This is a genomic window from Paraglaciecola mesophila (genome assembly GCF_009906955.1).
Taxonomy (GTDB): Bacteria; Pseudomonadota; Gammaproteobacteria; order Enterobacterales; family Alteromonadaceae; genus Paraglaciecola; species Paraglaciecola mesophila_A.
Genome location: NZ_CP047656.1, coordinates 2411577 through 2430346, shown reverse-complemented (window position 1 = coordinate 2430346; position 18770 = coordinate 2411577). Strand labels below are relative to the sequence as shown.

17 protein-coding genes are annotated in these 18770 nt (G+C 44.6%); 4 read left to right on the top strand and 13 right to left on the bottom strand.

Translation table 11 applies throughout. The features are described from left to right. The first annotated feature begins 154 nt into the window (after positions 1–154). Positions 155–1075: a Dyp-type peroxidase gene (locus FX988_RS10325; RefSeq protein WP_160179643.1), complete on the top strand. Its 921-nt coding sequence runs from the start codon at positions 155–157 to the stop codon at positions 1073–1075. 188 nt (positions 1076–1263) lie between these two features. Here the strand turns inward: FX988_RS10325 and FX988_RS10320 are convergent, their stop codons facing one another. The 3 genes from FX988_RS10320 to FX988_RS10310 are packed head-to-tail and all read right to left on the bottom strand — an operon-like array spanning position 1264 to position 4755. Beyond that, positions 1264–2358, bottom strand: a complete 1095-nt coding sequence (locus FX988_RS10320) for an adenylate/guanylate cyclase domain-containing protein (protein ID WP_160179641.1) — start codon at positions 2356–2358, stop codon at positions 1264–1266. 43 nt (positions 2359–2401) lie between these two features. Further along, the gene (hemL, locus tag FX988_RS10315; RefSeq protein WP_160179640.1) at positions 2402–3697 is read right to left on the bottom strand and encodes a glutamate-1-semialdehyde 2,1-aminomutase; all 1296 of its coding nucleotides are present in this window, start codon (positions 3695–3697) and stop codon (positions 2402–2404) included. A gap of 53 nt (positions 3698–3750) precedes the next feature. Beyond that, positions 3751–4755 carry an aspartate carbamoyltransferase gene (locus FX988_RS10310; protein WP_160179638.1) on the bottom strand — a complete coding sequence of 335 codons (1005 nt, stop codon included), beginning with the start codon at positions 4753–4755 and terminating at the stop codon, positions 3751–3753. Positions 4756–4908: 153 nt separating this feature from the next. Between FX988_RS10310 and FX988_RS10305 the strand changes: the two genes are divergently transcribed. Beyond that, positions 4909–5415 (top strand): AAA family ATPase, encoded by a 507-nt coding sequence (locus FX988_RS10305; protein ID WP_160179636.1) that lies wholly within the window; start codon positions 4909–4911, stop codon positions 5413–5415. 55 nt (positions 5416–5470) lie between these two features. On the opposite strand, the gene FX988_RS10300 is transcribed toward FX988_RS10305, so the two are convergent. From FX988_RS10300 to FX988_RS10290, 3 genes are all read right to left on the bottom strand, one after another. After that, on the bottom strand, positions 5471–6187 hold the full coding sequence (locus FX988_RS10300; RefSeq protein ID WP_160179634.1) for an SGNH/GDSL hydrolase family protein: 717 nt from the start codon (positions 6185–6187) through the stop codon (positions 5471–5473). Between the two features lie 265 nt (positions 6188–6452). Further along, entirely contained in the window at positions 6453–7514 is a 1062-nt protein-coding gene (locus tag FX988_RS10295; protein WP_160179632.1) for a M12 family metallopeptidase, read from the bottom strand. Between the two features lie 287 nt (positions 7515–7801). Further along, positions 7802–8254, bottom strand: coding sequence for an Lrp/AsnC family transcriptional regulator (locus FX988_RS10290; protein WP_160179631.1), 453 nt, complete (start codon positions 8252–8254; stop codon positions 7802–7804). Between the two features lie 117 nt (positions 8255–8371). Here FX988_RS10290 and FX988_RS10285 point away from each other — a divergent pair, with 117 nt between their 5' ends. Then, positions 8372–8965: a LysE family translocator gene (locus tag FX988_RS10285; protein ID WP_160179630.1), complete on the top strand. Its 594-nt coding sequence runs from the start codon at positions 8372–8374 to the stop codon at positions 8963–8965. A gap of 64 nt (positions 8966–9029) precedes the next feature. On the opposite strand, the gene FX988_RS10280 is transcribed toward FX988_RS10285, so the two are convergent. The 6 genes from FX988_RS10280 to FX988_RS10255 all read right to left on the bottom strand — a co-directional run bounded on the left by FX988_RS10280 (position 9030) and on the right by FX988_RS10255 (position 14705). Further along, positions 9030–9368 (bottom strand): FKBP-type peptidyl-prolyl cis-trans isomerase, encoded by a 339-nt coding sequence (locus FX988_RS10280; RefSeq protein ID WP_160179629.1) that lies wholly within the window; start codon positions 9366–9368, stop codon positions 9030–9032. A 78-nt stretch (positions 9369–9446) separates the two neighbouring features. After that, the gene (locus FX988_RS10275; protein WP_160179628.1) at positions 9447–10322 is read right to left on the bottom strand and encodes an MBL fold metallo-hydrolase; all 876 of its coding nucleotides are present in this window, start codon (positions 10320–10322) and stop codon (positions 9447–9449) included. Between the two features lie 93 nt (positions 10323–10415). Further along, positions 10416–10856 carry a hypothetical protein gene (locus FX988_RS10270; RefSeq protein WP_160179627.1) on the bottom strand — a complete coding sequence of 147 codons (441 nt, stop codon included), beginning with the start codon at positions 10854–10856 and terminating at the stop codon, positions 10416–10418. Positions 10857–11154: 298 nt separating this feature from the next. Beyond that, positions 11155–11646, bottom strand: coding sequence for a hypothetical protein (locus tag FX988_RS10265; RefSeq protein ID WP_160179626.1), 492 nt, complete (start codon positions 11644–11646; stop codon positions 11155–11157). Then, entirely contained in the window at positions 11646–14312 is a 2667-nt protein-coding gene (locus FX988_RS10260; protein WP_160179625.1) for a reprolysin-like metallopeptidase, read from the bottom strand. Before FX988_RS10260 ends, FX988_RS10265 begins: the two co-directional genes overlap by 1 nt. A gap of 198 nt (positions 14313–14510) precedes the next feature. Then, the gene (locus tag FX988_RS10255; RefSeq protein ID WP_160179624.1) at positions 14511–14705 is read right to left on the bottom strand and encodes a hypothetical protein; all 195 of its coding nucleotides are present in this window, start codon (positions 14703–14705) and stop codon (positions 14511–14513) included. 74 nt (positions 14706–14779) lie between these two features. Here FX988_RS10255 and FX988_RS10250 point away from each other — a divergent pair, with 74 nt between their 5' ends. After that, positions 14780–15460, top strand: a complete 681-nt coding sequence (locus tag FX988_RS10250) for a DUF2982 domain-containing protein (RefSeq protein WP_160179623.1) — start codon at positions 14780–14782, stop codon at positions 15458–15460. 39 nt (positions 15461–15499) lie between these two features. On the opposite strand, the gene FX988_RS10245 is transcribed toward FX988_RS10250, so the two are convergent. Continuing rightward, positions 15500–18676, bottom strand: a complete 3177-nt coding sequence (locus FX988_RS10245; protein ID WP_160179622.1) for a hybrid sensor histidine kinase/response regulator — start codon at positions 18674–18676, stop codon at positions 15500–15502. Positions 18677–18770: the final 94 nt, after the last annotated feature.

Sequence of the window (18770 nt, the reverse complement as noted above, 5' to 3'; positions counted from 1 at the left end):
CTTTCTCATTGCTGGAATTATGCGTAATGGCCAAAATCGCGTATATTAGTGGCTAGCGTAAAGCCCCGCACAAGAGGGCATCTAGATTCAGCGGAACCGAGTTCTCAAGTTGAACGCTGCGCCTGACTAAAACTACACTGACACTAAGAAATATATGCCACAACCACAAAAAGGGATTTGTGCTGAAGCAAGCTTGCATGCCCTGTATTTAATGCTCAATGTGAACGACGATGATGATCGCGCCATGCGTATCAAAATCGCACAAATTGTTGACTTATTTGCTCATTATGAGGATGAGCATTATGAAGCGATGGTGACAGGTGTTGTTGCCATCGGCAGCAGCTATTGGCATGACGTGTACCCAGGTTTAATACCAGTTGAACTGGCACCTTTTCCTGATATGCATTGCGATGATCGTAGTGCCCCTGTTGCCCCTTGCGATTTATTTATTCAAATTCGAGCTGATAGGGCTGATATCTGTCATGCCTTAGCCATGGAAATCATGCGCTTACTAGGAAATCATGTGGATTTGATTGAAGATATACGCGGATTCAGATATTTAGACGGTCGTGATTTAACCGGATTTATTTATGCTGATGACAACCCTAAGGGCATGCACAAATTAGATATCGCTCTAGTCGGTGATCTTGACCCTGATTTTGCCGGCGGCAGCTATATACACGTGCAGCGCTATCAGCACAATATTGCTAAATGGGAGCAGTTGTCGATTTATCATCAAGAATACATTATGGGCCGTAAAAAATCAGATAATAGCCCACTGAGTGAAGCGTTCAAATCTCCTCGAAGTCACTATGACTGTACTCAAATCACAGACAAACAAAACCAAGCTATGCGTATTCTGCGCCAAAGTATGCCTTACGGCGATATGCATGTTCAGGGGTTATTTTTTGTCAGCTGCGCTCGCAGTCCCAAGCCCTTTGAGCACATGTTGCGTAGTATGATTATGCATGATGAGAACGGTGAGTATGATCGCTTTTTAGATTATACCAGTGCCGAAACCGGGGCGGCTTTTTTTGCACCATCACTAACCTTTATTAAGCAACGCGCAAGCTAGTCACCGTCAGTAGAACGTGTCACGTTAACGTAATGTATCAGCCATGATTTTGTCATACAAAGCTTCTATTATAAGGCCGCCTTTTCGGGCTTAATGTATGTGTTCCGTGAACTTTTAAGGGCAGCTCAATGGTTGCCCTCTTTTTTACCGCTTAACTCCAGCGACTTCCCCCATTTACAAAAGGCATTCTATAACTGCACTGTGCCGTCCCAGTTTTTTGGCAAGGGGCTTTCTGCCAGTTGCTGGCATTGCAAAATATGTAGGCGGGGCAAATGATCATCAGGGTTCAGTTTGCTGGCCTGCTCAAAGCAGTTAATTGCCTGAGCCCAGTTTTGCTTAAAGCGATGGCTCAAGCCTTGTTTAATCAGTGCCGAGTTCTTCAGTTTTAATTGCTGCTGTTCATTTGATAAATGGGCAATTACCTCATGAATTTCTAACGCGTTACTGCGCCCCTTCACTTTCACCCAATCGAGCAGTCTTGAGGTGAAGCGCTCAGGTTGTGCGGCTTGTTGTAGCGCTTGCGCGCTTACAACGATATCACATTGGTAAATGGGTGCTAACGCTTCAATGCGATAAGCAATATTGACGCTATCGCCAATGACGGTGGTGTCCATGCGGTCATCTGAGCCAACGGTGCCTAGTACTACCGGACCAAAATGAATGCCAATACCCATATCTATTGATGCATAGCCACTGTTTTGCCTGTGTTGATTGTATATAGCTAGGGCTCGACGCAAGTCGAGCGCGGCACAAAGGGCGTCTTGGGCTTTGTCTTCATCGCCCCCATCTGGATGGTCAAACAACGCCATAATGGCATCGCCAATAAATTTATCAATGAAACCAGAATTGAGGTGGATGGGATCGTTCATCCTCAAGAAATATGAGTTTAGAAAGCGCATTAATTCTTGGGGACTCATTTTCTCTGATAGGCCGGTAAAACCACGAATATCACAAAACAAAATGGCCACATCGTCTTCCACTGCGTGACCTAACTCTAGGACTGTCGCGCCATGCTTGGCAAAGTGATCTACAAACTGTTTTGGTACGAATTTTTGAAACGTGTGACGTAAACGTAGGGCCTCATCGGCTTTTTGTTCGAAGCGATCAGAGGTAACGTCAGTCTGCTTTTTTTGATTAACACTGCGCAGCTTTACAGAGGTTTTGTGAGGTGTAAATGTACCGAGTTTGGATAGTTTATATAGTAAAAAAACAATTATGATCAAGAAAATAGCGCACAGCGCTAGCAAAGCAAGGGGTAAGGGCTGCAAGACAGATTCAAACATAAAACTTACATAGCTTCGCTAGCGAGTGGAGTGTACTGCTACATTAACCGAACTTTTTGGCCACGTCAGCCAGAACCTTCTCAGCAATTTGTAGGGTTTGTTGAATAATTTCGGGTGTATGCCCAGCGGATACAAAACCTGCTTCATAAGACGCGGGAGCCAGATATACGCCATTTTCGAGCATGCCGTGGTAGAAATGATTGAACTGTTCTGTGTTGCAGTTAATTGCTTGTTGGTAGTTTGTCACGCGCTCTACATCAGTGAAGAATAAACCAAACATGCTGCCAGCGTAGTTAACACTCATTGGAATACCCAGACCATTGGCAATCGTCTTAATACCTTCAGCCAGCGTTTTGGTCGCATCGCTCAACTCATCATATAAGCTAGGGCGTTTTACTTGATTTAATGCCGCTAAGCCTGCAGCCATTGCCACAGGGTTACCTGAGAGGGTGCCTGCTTGATATACAGGGCCTGAAGGTGCAATGTGCTGCATAATTTCGCGTTTACCACCAAAAGCACCTACGGGCATTCCACCACCGATGACTTTGCCCAGGCAGGTTAGATCCGGCACAATATTGTACTTAGCTTGCGCGCCACCTAAAGCCACACGAAAGCCAGTCATGACTTCATCAAAAATGAGAACTGCACCGTACTTGTCACATACGTCACGCAAGCCTTGCAAGAAGCCATCAACTGGAGGAATGCAGTTCATGTTGCCAGCAACGGGCTCAACGATGATACACGCGATGTCGTCTGGGTGTTGCTCAAATGCTTGAACAACCGAGTCGATGTTATTGTACTCCATCGTCAGGGTGTGCTTAGCAAAATCTGCTGGAATACCCGGTGAGCTTGGTACGCCGAATGTCAGCGCACCAGAGCCAGCTTTAACCAATAATGCGTCTGCATGGCCGTGATAACAGCCTTCAAATTTCAAAATTTTGTCGCGCTTGGTATATCCTCTCGCCAGACGAATGGCGCTCATCGTCGCTTCGGTACCTGAGTTAACCATGCGTAGCATTTCCATCGAAGGGACTAACTCGCTGACAAGATCAGCAATGGTCACTTCGGCTTCAGTAGGGGCACCAAAACTCAGGCCCTTATGAGCTGCATCGATCACCGCTTGGCGGATTTGTGGATTGTTGTGGCCTAGCACCATCGGCCCCCACGACTGGACGTAATCAATATATTGTTTTCCGTCAGCGTCATATAAATAAGGGCCATCGGCTTTTTCAATAAACGGTGGGGTACCACCAACGGCTTTAAATGCGCGCACGGGAGAGTTGACGCCACCTGGGATGTGCTTTTGAGCACGGCTGAATAATTGTTCTGACTTTTGCATATTGTTCATCTTCTCTTATTACGTTTAGAAATGGCTAAGTGACACAGGCGGTTTTAGTGGCCGCTGTACCAATGCACTTCTTTGTCGAATTTACTGACGATGTCTTCTACCCCTAACGTTAAGGCGAATAAGGCCATACGCACCAATACGCCATTGTCGGTTTGGCGGAAAATAGCGAGATTAGGGTTCATATTCAAATCATTGTCTAGCTCGTTAGCCTCAGTGCGTGAATCTCTGGGCAAAGGGTGCATGATCACCGTTTTTGATTGAAAATGTTTAGTGTAAATTTGCTGGTTTAAGCGGAACTTACCCCGATACAAGTTTGCTTCTTCTTGTGAGCCAAAGCGCTCTTCTTGTACACGTGTTTGATAACAGATATCCGCATCAAAGTTACCTTCAATGGTTTCACTGATGGTGTAGCGGTGACCAGCATCTGCTATTGCGCTTAGAATCGAATCTGGCATGGCCAGTTCTTTTGGAGAAATCAAAGTGAAACGAATATTCTTAAACAAGCAAAGTAACTTGCTAAGAGAATGAACTGTTCTTCCGAATTTCAAATCTCCCATCATAGCGATATGTAGACCATCAATGTTTCCTCCATGATAAAGCAGCTCTTTTTGAATGGTGTACAAATCAAGTAAGGCTTGAGTGGGGTGTTCGTTGGCTCCGTCACCGCCATTTATCACAGGTACGCGACTACCTTGAGAGAATTCAGCCACTGAGCCTGAGTCAGGGTGGCGCATGGTAATAATATCAGAATAACCGCTGAGAACGCGGGCGGTATCGTACAATGACTCACCTTTAGCTAACGCAGAATTACTCATGCCTGTGGTTTCGCGCACTTCGCCACCAAGCAAATTAAAAGCAGTGCCAAAACTGACTCGGGTACGGGTACTGGGCTCAAAAAATAAGTTACCAAGAATGGCCCCTTCTAGCACAGTGGTACGTTTCTGTCGTTTTGCATAGGGCACCATTTGATTGGCAACATCAAACACGCGCTCTATCGATTCACGATCGAATTGGTTAACAGAAAGAATGTGACTACCTTCGAATTTCATATGCCCTGCGCCTATGTTGAGAAAACCGCGGCGATTTTATCAAACTTATGACGAATAAAGCGAAATCTATTGTAATGATTCGTCAATTTGTCATTAACTCATGATAAATTCGTTTTTCAGCATAAGTAACCTTAGACGTAAACAGGGAAGGCTATGACAACACAGGATAATGAACCAACGCGTATCGTTATTTTTGGTAACTCAGGTTCAGGCAAGTCAACCTTGGCTAAGCACTTAGCCAACGGGTTGAAAATAGCGCATCTTGACTTAGACACACTTGCTTGGTTGCCCACCGATGTTCCAGAGCGGGCGCCCGTTGCAGATTCTATGCTGAGTATTAATGCCTTTACTCGAACGCAAAAGAATTGGGTTATTGAAGGCTGTTATAGTGATTTGCTGAGCGAACTGGTTGAGCAAGCATCTGAGCTCATTTATATGGATTTACCCTTAGAAGCCTGTGTTAATAATGCGCGAAGCCGGCCGTGGGAATCACATAAGTACGCGTCAAAAGAAGCGCAAGATGCGAATTTGCCCATGCTAATTGACTGGATCCAGCAATACGCAAAGCGGGATGATACGTTTTCACAGGTTGCGCACAATGCTTTGTTCGAGGCTTACAAGGGTAAAAAGCAGCGTATTGTTGAGAATCTAAACTATTAGATTAGCGAAATAATTTGCACTAACCTATATATGATTATTCATATGTTTTGGATGATTAATAGTGTTTTGTTAGTTGTTCCTGCAGTACCCTTGCCAGATACTCTCCCCAAAGTTGATAGGCTAACGGGCCAGGATGAAAGCCATCCTGAGCGATAAAGCGCTGATCTATTGGAAAAGGTGCGCTGATAAAGTGGCAATATGGTTGAGACTGACAGACGACTTGTGCTAAAGCATTTAATTGCTTTGCTCTTGTGCCCAGCCACCAGCGTAACGGCTGAGGTAAAGCTGGAAATAAATGCATAGGTGGCAGGCTCGAAAACAGCACGCGTTTCGCCCCCAGTTTCTCCTTCAAGGTGTGAGCGATTAAACTAAGATTGTGTGTCCATTTCGTAGAAGATGTTAGCCCTGTCACGTCATTCACACCGATAGAGATAACAACCGTTTCATAATGTTGATGGGTCTCTAGCTGTTGGATCTTTTCAAGTAGTTGGGTTGATGTATCCCCAGTTTTTGCCATGAGTTCCCAAGCAACCTGATAGTGCGAACCCAAGGCATTTAACATACTACCGGCCAGTGCGTATTGCTGCAGTTCAACCCCAACGCCCGCAGCGGAAGAGTCACCCATTATTAACAAAGACGTGGGGGAACCATTGCCGTAAATCCCTTTTCTTAAACCCTCTGGCTCAGGTAGCTTGGGTGTCACGCGCCTGACGTATTTGCCTTGGGCAAAGAATAATGCAGCCAGTAGCACAGTGGCAAGGTGGTAAAACATGTTACATCCATGTGAGATAATAGGGAGCTTAATCCTATAAAGCAAAGCGCTACGGGGCAAGCGCTTTAGCGATGAATGTTAATTTTTAGCTACGGGATGTTGCATTTTAGTGAGGGGAGCAACCATTACTTCATAGCGACGCCTTAATCAAAAACCGCTGGACGCATTCTGAGGAGGTCACTTATTAATGCGGGTTGGTATAACAGAATAGTGAAATTCAGAAGACTCAAATAAGGCCAGAGTTTTTACATTCTGGCCTAGATTATTACCAGAGCATGATACCACCTTCACCAGACGCCCCTGCACTATATAATCGTAAGCGTAAATAGTATCGTCGGCCATTGATCAGTCTTAACGCTATTTTAGCGTTGTAATTAGTGCCACTATCATCATCTCCAGCTAAATAGATAGGCTCTGCGTCATCATCTTCAAACAGCACTATAACGGTATCTAAACTACCAAATGTTTGTATATTGTAGGTGCGGCTGATGTCAGGCTCAATAATAAAATCTAGCTGTTCACTTGGCATAATATCGAGCTTATGCGATAGAAACGGCGTCAATTTAGGCCATTGAGAGGCACTATTATTTGGGTAGAATTTAAGTGCCTCTTGTATATCCATATCTGACAGGCCGGGAGCTGGAACAAGCGGCGCATTTCGAAATTCAGTAGGGGAGAGAATTAAACCTGCGTCAAATTGATAATGCATGATGGAATCTTTGTCCCAAGGGGAACCTGTTGCATCTTGCGGGGAGATCTTACGAATAATATTATGGTAGGTTGTAGCCCGATCCCAATAATTAGGATAGGCCGCGAAGCTTGCATAAACGGCATCTTCATCCCAAACAATTCCTGCTTTGTGGTTCTGATGTTCATGAGGGAACCCCAAAGCATGGCCAATTTCGTGTAGTGCCGTGTCACGTCCGTATGGCGTGGTGAGGTCCCAGCCAAAATTCATAGTTTGTTCTTGTGGGTTTGGGACCAAGTCAATGCAATCCCTGCCCACATAAGACCATGAACTCCCAGGAGTAAAGCCTATTCTAAACTCAGCCTCTGAGGCTCGAGCGACTTCTATGAAATCTAATCCTATCCCTAATGCTTTCCAATCTTTGAATGCATCTCTGACTGCTTGTAATTGATTTTCTGCTCCTTTTAACTGTGGCTGATCTTGCATAAAGTAGAAATGTAGCGAGGTGTGATTGACCCATTTTTTCTCGATGTAACGAACCAATGATTCACGGTTTCTGTCAATATTAGCTGCAAGTTTACGCGGTTCTACTAGGGGGAGAGAGCAAATGCTCGGGGTAACGTGTTCACATGTTTTCATGTTCAAATCCTTCTGAGGGAGACAACCCAAATAGAGAACAAGTAAGATCACGCTGGGCAGAGCGCAATTTAGATTGTGAAAGGTACTGTCTCTTCGTAAATTGAGGCGGGTATATCGAAACTTCGCAAGCGCCGATGAGTACATGCTTGTCTTTCAAGTGTGTACAATAATACCCTAGAACATCGATGGTAATCCTTCCAACACTGTGTGTTATTTTGAGGCGACTTTAATGTTTATGGCGTTGTTTGGCAGGTCATCGTTTTGGGCAATAACCTGCTTTTATGTCGCTAGACTCGTTGATCTTTTGGCGAGTCCATCACCACATGTGTGGTGATAGTACTGACTTGCTCAAGTGTACCGAGCGTGTCGGTGTGAAAGGTTTTGTAGGTTTTTAAATTACGCGTTTCAACTCGTAAAATATATTCAAATGACCCAGTCACGTTATGGCACTCTTTAACTTCTGTTGCATCAGCAATCGCTTGCTCGAAAGCGGCCTGCGAAGCTTTGGTATGCTGGCCTAGGCCAACAGTAACGTAGGCAATAAAACCGTTGCCCAGTAACTCACTGTCAAGTATCGCGCGGTAACCTTTAATAACTCCGTTATTCTCCAGCTCTTGTACCCTGCGTAAACACGCCGAGGCTGATAAGCCGATTTTTTCCGCGAGTTCAGTATTCGGGATCCGCCCGTGTAAAGTTAGCACATGCAATATTCTTTCGTTAACTGTGTCTTTTCTATTCATTTGTTGTGTGTTTGGTTTGTTTTGCGCTGATTATAGCGCAGCAATTTCACTTATAGCTCTTTATAATTGCACGTATTATTCTTTAGGTAAATTTTGGTTTAGAGGAGTTTAGCGTTTATGACATTTGATATACTCAGCGCCCTAGTGCTTTTTGCACTTGTGTCTTCGATAACCCCAGGGCCGAATAACCTTATGTTGATGGCATCAGGCGCAAACTTCGGTATTAAGCGTTCTTTGCCGCATATGTTTGGTGTGTCGCTAGGCTTTACGTTAATGGTGGTGCTAGTCGGGCTTGGAATTATGCAGCTATTTGATGCATTTCCTATTTCTTACCAAATTTTAAAAGTACTCAGTGTCGCCTATTTACTTTATTTGGCATACAAAATAGCGACTTCTTCAAAAGCCACAAACGGCGTGAAGGGCGACGCCAAGCCCATGACCTTTGTACAAGCCGTGATGTTTCAATGGGTCAACCCGAAAGCGTGGACAATGGCGCTAACCGCAATCAGCGTGTATGCACCCACCAAGAGCGTGTTAGCTGTGGTAATGGTCGCATGTGTGTTTGGAGCAGTGAACTTTCCCTGTATCAGTGGTTGGACAATCTTAGGGCAAAAAATACAGGTTTTTTTAACCCAAGAAAAACGGCTTAGAATCTTCAATTTCACTATGGCCGGACTGTTGGTCTTGTCTTTGTACCCTGTATTTCTGTGATATTGGCCAGTTTTTTGTTAACGCAGTATTTTGCGAGTCATGGCTGGCCAAACGTAAAAGCGAGTTAGTCTCGGGTGAGCACTTCGAGTAGTTCGATCTCGAACGTTAAATCCGAGTGTGGTGGGATCATATTGCCAATTTGGCGCTCACCGTAGGCAAGTGATGCCGGTACCCACAACTTGCGCTTTCCGCCTTCTTTCATGCCTGCAAGTCCAAGTATCCAACCTTGAATGACGCGCTTGTTGCTGAGCACTACCTGAAAAGGTGCATTATTCTTATGAGACGAGTCGAACTCAGTACCATCTTCTAAGTAACCACGATAATGCACGGTTATAAGTGCTCCGCGCTTGGCTTCTTTGCCGCCGCCAACGATCAAATCTTCGATATTTACTGTATCTTGCATGTGCTTTACTCATATAAAGAGATGTAGTGGGCGCATTTTATATGCAAAATTACTGGTTAGTAAAAGATCCTTTTGGGTTCATTTTGGCTGGGATACATCTGGTCGCCAGCCCATGCCCGATTCTTCCATTAGACGCTCATAGACCCCTTCGACGTTTAACGGGAGCCATGCTTCATAATTGGCAAAATCATCAAACTCGCTTAAGTCGACTGAAGCTTGAATTTCTGTCACTGATTTACCTGCAAGTGCCCCTTGCGTGACCTGACTGTATAGTTGCTTTAGATAACTTAGGTAACGTGCCACATCTTGTTTACTGCCAATGTCAGCGTGGCCCCCAACAAAGGTGGTAAAGTCATACTTCAGAATTTCCTGTGTAGAGTTGATCATGCCTTGAATATCGTAGCTCCACAATTTTTGCCATGGCATTCTGCCAATGACGATCCAGTCTACAACAAAGAGTAACTGTTGTTGTTCAAATAACATGCTAATAGAGCCTCTGCCGTCATTAGGTCCATGATAAGTAAGGCGAACGGTATTTGTTCCTAGGGTTAGCAGCATGTCGTTCTCAAAGGTGATATCTGGCGCAACTGTATTTGCGCTTGTGTTATGTATGTCTTGAGCAGCTAACTGGTGGGCGATAAAAACCGTATCAGGGTGGTTGAATACTTCGGCACCATAGATATGGTCAGAATGATTATGACTATAAACAACATACTTGACCGGTACATTGAAGCGCTGTTTGATTTGATTTTTAAGCCAAGTGGCTGCCTTTGTGTTCATGGGGTCTGTTACCAAAGCACCGTCCTCTGTGATTAGAAATACGGAGCGGTGGCGGTCATCAACAAATCGATACAAGCCATCGTCAAGAGGCTCTATCTCGTAACTCAGTGCTGGTGCGCATAACACAACTAAAAATAAAGTAAGGAGCGAGCGATGAAAGAAACGGGGTTGCATCAATATGACCTGAATTAGTAACGGTCTTTATATGAACGTCAATTGCGCAATGATATTTCGCGCAATTGACTTGAGTGCTCGTTAAAGTACCCGCTATTTGAGGTTTAATTCATGATATTGGTAAGAGCTCAAGGTCTCCCGCATGCTTCCTCTGTCGCCAAACTCTTTATCTGCTTGGCGTTCGTTAGTAGATAACATTTCGTCAATTTTCTTTTGAAATGCTTCGTACTCAGCGGTTTTGACATAGTCTTTGTACTCAATCACTAAAATCAAGTCGGGCTCACCCACACGGGCATGATTGGATGCCAATACGTGATAATCCACCACATGGCCTTCTTTTTTGGCGAACTCATACACATCTTTCCAACTACCTGCTAAGTGGTCCATGTAGTTTTCAAATTGACCGGGTAGCACCCGAATACCATGTGCTTCCCAAACTGTTCCAAAGCTGTAACTAGATTCTTGGGCAAGCGCAATTGTAGATATTGATAATGCTAAGGTGCCAATTAAAAATGCCTTTTTTATACTTTTCATGTCGTTTACTCTCCTTGTTATCACCTCACCCTGAGGTGACTTAGTTTTAAGCCTTATCCCTATATTTAGAGGAAAAAGCGAAAATAGATGAACGCAATGGCTGTTAGCTTGATAAAAGTAAAAACGAAAAAATGAAGCCTGAAAAGGATGTGCCTTGAAGCGTGTTGTCGATAAGGCATGCGTTTAAGAAAAGACTACGCCAGTTTTTATTTTCTGGGTTACAAATAAGTCAATTTTGAGGTTTTTTTGAGTTTATTTTGAGGTTACGCAGCGCCGATAGCCCCTACCTGAAGCGATGTTACAGGCAGGAAGCGAGTATCGTTTGGTTGTACACTATGGCGTAATCGTGGGCTAGGGAGCGCAGGCTTGTTTGCTCTCCCACGCGTAAAGTATCACCAGTTCCTTTTAGGGTGCGGTATCCGCAATGTTGCTCTAAGTACTCAATAGGGTATTCAGCCAAGTTAACCCCAGGAATAGCAATCGCACGCCCAGCGAAGGCCAAAAACCGTAAATCGTTGGCCTTGATGGCTTGGCGTGCATCACTAAGCGGATCTGCGCCCTGAACCCAACTTAATGGGTGTGGATGGTTAGTCACTTTGGTCTTCTGTAATGTTTTTATAGGATGGGATGACCCACCTTGCTGATGAGAGCTATTACTCTCTCCCGAGCTTAGCGGCGCGTCACTGCCTTTTTCGCTTCCTTTAGAAAAAGAGGTGCAGGCCGCTACGTTCATCAGGCTTATAAGCAAAAGAGGCACTAATATGTCACTCGATGTAATCTTTCTTGCCATTAAGACAGATCCCGAATACGTCGGCGCATAAGTGTGGTTATACTCAACAAGCCTAGCCAAAAATAACCAAGGGAACCACCGCCGCCTGAGCTGTTGCCGCTGGCCGGTGTGTTATTGGTAGGCGTTGCAGTAACGGTTATGGTTAAGGTCCCGGTATCAGTTTCGCTACCGTCACTCACGGTATAAGACAGGCTTTCGTTACCTGAAAAACCTGATGCAGGTTGATAGCTAATTTGCTCACCACTGATACTCACAGTCCCCGAGCCTGAATAACTAATATCGCTAATGCTTAACGTGTCCCCGTCAATATCCGTGTCATTATTCAATACATTAATGAGTGTCGCGGCACTATCTTGAGCAACCGTCTGGGTGTCATTTGTCGCTTGCGGGGCATCATTGACTGGGTTAACCGTAACCACCAAAGGGAATGCAGTTGAGTCATCAATCCCATCATTAACCGTCACCGAGACCGATAGCTCACCACTGAAATTGGCATCAGGTACGACTGTGTTGGTATTTTCGATACTGTAATTATTGCCTGCTTGCAACGCTAAGGTGAAATTATCAGGATAGGTAGAGTCTGGGTCTGTTACCTGTAAATCGTCTAGGGTAACGGCAATACTGCCTTCTTCGCTAACGCTGAGTACGGCTTGGCCATCGATCACTGGAGCCACATTTGAACTACCTTGAGTGATCGTAAAACTGCCAGGGTTGACTGCATAAAACACATTATCAACACAGCTCACCATGACTCTAGCATTTGCTGTGATCGTATTTGGCGCAAAGATGACTTGCTCACCATCATTCGGCGTATCGCTGATGAGCACACTGTCAAAGACGTTATCACCATCTAAATCAGCATTAATAGCCACGGATTGGCAATTGATTGGCGCGTTTTGTGTACTGGCGGTATTCCATGCAATGGTCTGCGCGGTATTGCCTTGCCAGACTGATGTCCCGGTAGGTTGAGTAACGGTGAATGCTGAGCCAGTGTTTGTGACGTCTAAGGTCACATCTGCCGTATCGACGCCGCCTCGATTGTCTTTTGCCGTTATGCGAAAAGTGAGTTCTCGATCGGTTGTGGGATAGGCTTCACCGAAACTGACAGTATCGTTTAACACATCCTCTAATGCAGGGAAGTAACGGGAGCTTTCAGCTACTGCAGCATAAGAGCGAAACAGAGGGTTCGCGCCATTGTCACTGCGCATTTCACTGGCGTCGGCGGTGCCGCCTGTTTCGCCACCGGCATCTATTTGCTCCCACGTGTAGTTTAACGTCTCGTCATCGCTTGCTTGCGCGTCCAGTACAAACGGCGTATTGGCAGGGATATTATAGCTAGTCGAGTCGACAGTTACCTCTGGTGCCGCATTGCTCAAGTTAGTCGTAGTACCGCACAAGCGGCCGCGTCCTGTGTCTACGAAATCGCGAATTTGTTCTACTGAGCCAGCATGAAAGTAGGGATCGCTATTAAACTGAAGATTTTGCCCACCACATATCCCCGCGTAAGACATAATCGTAGAGCCACTGCCTGGTTCAAATGCACTTGAGCTGCTGCGCTGCTCTTCATCACAATTATCAAAATCCTGAGCATTAAACGAATGAGTGGCATCCAGTTGGTGGCCTAGTTCGTGGATCACCAAATCAATATAGAAACGCTCGCCTTGAGGGCTAGTATTACCCGTATAACCCCTAGCTTTGTGGGTGTTAAGGCATACCACTCCAACAAAGGCGAGACCACCAGGGTTTGTGGCTAGTAAGTGCCCTATATCATAATTTTCCGTGCCGATAGCATCATCGACAACTTGCTGATTGGTGTCTATGTCTTCGTTTGCGTCGCTATTGGTATAGGGGTCGGTTGCGGCATCAGTATAAATAATGTCTTCGTTATCGATTAACTCAAACTGTATGGCTGTATCCACCAGTAAAATCTGATTGACACGATTGACTAGCGTAATCATTTCGGCCACTGCATCTGCCTTTGATCCTCCCACGGCTTGAGTGTATTCACCCGTTGCGCTAAGGGCTAAGCGATATGTGGTGAGGGTATCGCCTGTGGTTTTCTGGGCCGTAGTTAGGCTAGCGGTCCTGTCCTCTTCGTGGAGTGAAAGCGAATCGATTGAATCGTCCATGCCTTTGGGGATTAAACTTTCGCCCTCAGAATCGAGGTAGTAGTAGCTGACGTATTGTTCGTCATTACCTTCATAAAGAGGGCTTAATAGCGCCCATTGGCCTTGTTGGCGGAAAATACCTGTAAGGCCTTTATGGGTCAGGCTAAAACGCCCAATATTGTGTGGAGCATTAACTTGCACTGCGTCGTATGACATAAATTGTGGGTAGCGCGCAGCTAGCTCACTAGACATAACAGATGACGGGGTTAACGTAAAGTCGGCTAAGGTGCCATCAGGTAGCGGTATGGCTAAAGTAAGCTCTGTACTTTTATTGCTGAAACGTTGCTGCAATGACGAGCTGTCTAAGGATTGAAAGTTGCCTTTTGACACCGAGACTTTAGTGCTTTCCTCTGTTTTACTCGCTTTGGCTTGCGACGAAGTGATCCACAGTGATTCCGCAAAAGCGTTACTTATGTTGAGTGAACTAAAAACAGAGAAGGTGGTGAATAAAATACGTTGGGCTAATTTACTAACGATATGTCTTTTTACAGCTTGCATATAACAACCTTGAACGAATGACTGCCTGCGGGTGTCGCCCCGATTAAGCTAAGCGGTCAGCTTAAAAATAAAGAACAGTCTCATCCTTGCTTGTTCTACTTCACTTGATACCGACACGACATAAATGCCAAGTCTGAACAATTGCATGAGCTTTATTCTAGTGACAAATCTTTAAATTTGTATAACAAATCGTACGGTTTATTTGCTTAACGGAATATGAATGGGTAAATAGCGTATTTTACCTGGGCCGTAATCAGGTAGAATATTGGCACTTTGAGCCATCTCCATCTTGTGGACAATTGAATTGTTACCAGCAAAAAAACGTGTCAAACCAAATGATAAAATCACCTTGTCCGGTCTGTTTAAATCAGATTGTCCTCGATGTTTACGCATGCGCCTTATTGTTCTTTGGGGCATATTAATGGGCTTGATGTACTTTTGCTTTTGGGTTTAGTCATAGGAATAACATGCAAGATATAATACAAATTCGCGCCTCGGCTAAACGCAATGTGCTAACAACCAGCCTATTTGGCATGACTGCGTTGCTGGTGGCGGCGGGGATTTTTGCTTGGTTACCGGAGGCGTTTTTTTTAGCCGGGGTATTTGTCACCAGCGCGGGAATTGTGGCGTTACTTATCGCTTGGTTTAAATTTCGTGAACCTATTTTTAGTCTTGAGTTATCCCATGAGTCTATATGCTATCAGCATCGTAAAGGGCAGTGGCATGTTAACTGGAGTAATATTCAACGTATCGATGTTCCCCGGGCGCACCGTGATTTAGCGTTGGAAGATTTAAGCTTGGTGGGGATAAAATTAAAAGACTATCGTCCTTTTTTAACCACCACACCTATCAAATTAATGATCCATCTTTTAATGGAGCAGCGTTCTCTGCTGTTACTCGGAGACAAAGCCGACAGCGCGTCGGGACTAAGCTTTAGTGCCAATCTAGTCGAAGATGATAAACACAAACTGCCCGACGGTACTGTGCTTATGGGAGCTCAAGCCATGTTGGCGAACCGGATGACAAAATTGCGCGAGCGCCTAGGTTACGATCTATACATTAATGTGTCTGAGCTAGACCGCAGTGAACAAGAATTTGTGCAATTATTGCGGGAATGTCAGGAGTTTGTTTTAAGCCAACAAAAATAAAACACACTTGGTATTTTATGTTTATTGGCTACTAACTGGTTATTCGAGCATGGTGAGTTTTATCTCGTTTGCTTGGTGACGCAAGGTTTGAATGTCCTTGATGAGTTTATCTAACAAGCTAGGAACGTGGTTATATTGCTGTCGCTTTAACTGGCCTTCTAACTCAGAGCAACTGGCATGCAGTCCCACAGCCCCCGTGTAACAACATATACCGTGCAACGCATGCACTAAGGGTTGTAATTCCTCGTGGTTTGGCTGGCGTTGCAGGTGAGAAAATTTGCTTTCGAACTCAGGTAGTTGCTCGATGAACTGGGCAAATAAATCACGTGCAGCATCAGCATTTTGATTCGCTCGTTTTAAAGCCAATGGCCAATTAAATATCTCCGCCTGGGGTTCATCATCCTCACCTTGGTGACACCAACGATTGATTAGATCTACCAGATCGGATAGGTCCAATGGTTTGGGGAGGTAATCGTCCATACCGCTATTGAGTAAACGCTGCTGTTCTTCTTTAAATGCATGCGCCGTCACTGCAATGATAGGGGTGCCGAAATTGAGCTTGGTTTTACGAATTAACTGAGTCGCTTGCAGGCCATCCATGTTTGGCATTTGCACATCCATTAAAATCAAATCGTATTCATTTTCTTGGCAAAGCGTCACTGCGTCTTGCCCGCTAAATGCCAATTTAAGGGTAAGGCGAGAAGATTTAAGCCAGGTGCTTAATAGGCGCAGGTTCATTTCCATATCGTCTACTGCGAGTACAGTCACGGGGGGCAGACTTTCTAGTCTCTGCTGTAGCTCGTTAACCGGCGCTTGCGCTGGTTTGTGCATGACTTCTTTCAATTTTCCAGGTGTTAATGGTAAGCGTAGCTGGGGAGAAAACTGCTCAGTAAATTTGGAAAAACGACAACAAGAATCTTCGCCTGAGCACAGTAAAAGTTTGCGCTTTGCTTTGATGTGTTCAGCACAGACAAAGGCTTTCTCATTGGCAATCGGATATTGCGGATGGATACAATAAATCAAATAGTCAAAAGGCTGCGTACAGGTTTGCAAAAATGCAATAGAATCAGCACTGGTTACCTTTGCGCCTAAAGAGTGCAAAAGCTTACTGGCAGTGAAGCGTGCATTGGGGTACGGCTCGTAAAGTAGAACAGTTTGATTTTGCCATTCACTGTTGGCTGAGATGCTGGGCTTGGTGTTAAGTATATTCATGCGCACGGTCACATTAAATACACTGCCTTGGCCAGGGGAGCTTTGTAAAGAGAGTTGACCATGCATCAATTTCACCAACTCTTTGCAGATGACCAAGCCTAAGCCAGTGCCTTGATATGAGCGATTAAGAGCGTCGTCTACCTGTGAAAATGCGGTAAATAGCTTACGCTTGTCCTCACGACTGATACCAATACCTGTATCTTCTATCTTAATGATTAGTTCGAAAATACCGTGTTCTAACAATTTCCCTGAGGCGGATAAACCAATATGCCCTGTGTCTGTAAATTTGAGCGCGTTACCCAACAAGTTATTTAAAATCTGTCGTATGCGGTAACTGTCTCCAATCAACTTAAGAGGCAGTGGTTCGATATCGTAAACAAATTCAAGGCCTTTCAAATGCGCAGACTTTGCCATGACACCGATCATTTCTTCAAGAAGCTCATTAATCGAAAATGGGTGGCTATTAATTTGTAATTTGCCCGCTTCAATTTTAGAGACATCGAGTACATCGTTGACTATGGTCATTAAGTTGTCAGCGGCAGCATTGATGATATTGATTTGGTCGCGTTTATCAGCTGAAAAATCACCTTGCTGCAGCTCTTTACTAAACCCTAAAATAGCATTTAATGGCGTCCTAATCTCATGACTCATGTTGGCTAAAAACTGTGATTTAACATTGCTTGCCGCCACCGCTTCTTTTCGAGCTATGTCTAAGCGCACATTCTGTTCTTCAACCAATTCAATGTTATTACGCAAATCATTCGTGGCCTGCTGTACTTCAAGTTGCAATTGGTGGCGGCTTTTATCCATTAAAGCGAGTGAAAATAACGCTGACTCAAAAAATACGCCAAATTGGAAGCAATAGGTGGTAATAAAATTAGAAGGCAACATATCCACTAAGCTAAACATGCCGATTAGCGCGCAGGTGGCTAAAATGCTCCAAGCGAATATAAAGTAGCGGGCAGCGTAAAAGCGATTCGAATAACTCTCAAATCCAGCGTAGGTGTAGCAACTAATAGCAAGCATACTAACCACATACACAGCAGCATTTTGCCAAATCGGTGGGAATATATTAATCATGGAACACAGTCCCATGACAGCTAATAGGCCAATACTGACCTTAATAAAAGGTAAGGTTTTAGGAGCCGTATGTTTGGCTTCTAAAAATACAAGCGTAAAAACCCCAGACCCTATACCAATCAACACAAATATAATGTCAGTATGCATGTCAAACCAATGAGACAGCCCCTGGGGAAGAATCATACTGGCGTGACCACCCCAAACAAATTGCCAAACGAGTACAGTACAAATGTACCCTACATAGGCTAATAAACTGACTTCACGTAAAGCGAAATACACAACTAAATTGTATATGGCCAGTATGATTAACCCACCATAAAACAAGCCCCACAACAGGCTGTCGTAGAAGTTTTGCATTTCATGTGAACTGTTTGACATGATGCTAATGGGCGCCACTAAACTGCTGTGCTGACTTTGCAGACGAATAAACAATTCAACCGTTTGTGCATAGGGCAACTCTGCTTTCATTACGGGTAAGCGATAGTGGGATTGCATGCCCAGTTTGCCTTGAAAGCTTGAAGCGATAATTTGCCCATCTTGCAGGATATACATATCAACATTATCGAGTTGAGAAAATGCCACGCTGACCACCCATTTATCTGTGGTAGTGACATTGCTAAGGGTGGTATAAAGCCATACCCCGTGCTCAGAAAAGCCATAGTTAGGGTTGCCGCCAGAATGCCAAACAAACTGAGATAACTGTTCTCGAACCTGAGTAACACTGAGTTCCGCACCGGATTCATGCATAATACTGATGGAGGAAGACAAGCTGACCTCCTGATTTTTCGATATCAACTGCACTAGACTTTCTGTCTGTTGGGCGCTTGCAGAGAAGAACACGGGCAAGGTCATCAAACAGATAAGCAGGGACGGCCAAATACGAAAAGGGAGGTTTGCAAGGTAGTGTCTTAAGGTGTTTTCCACAACGCTAGATCTTCCTATTATAAAAACGGTAACTATTTTTCTTATTGGCGACAATCTTTGTAGTTAAGATAGAACTCTTTATAATCGTTATTAC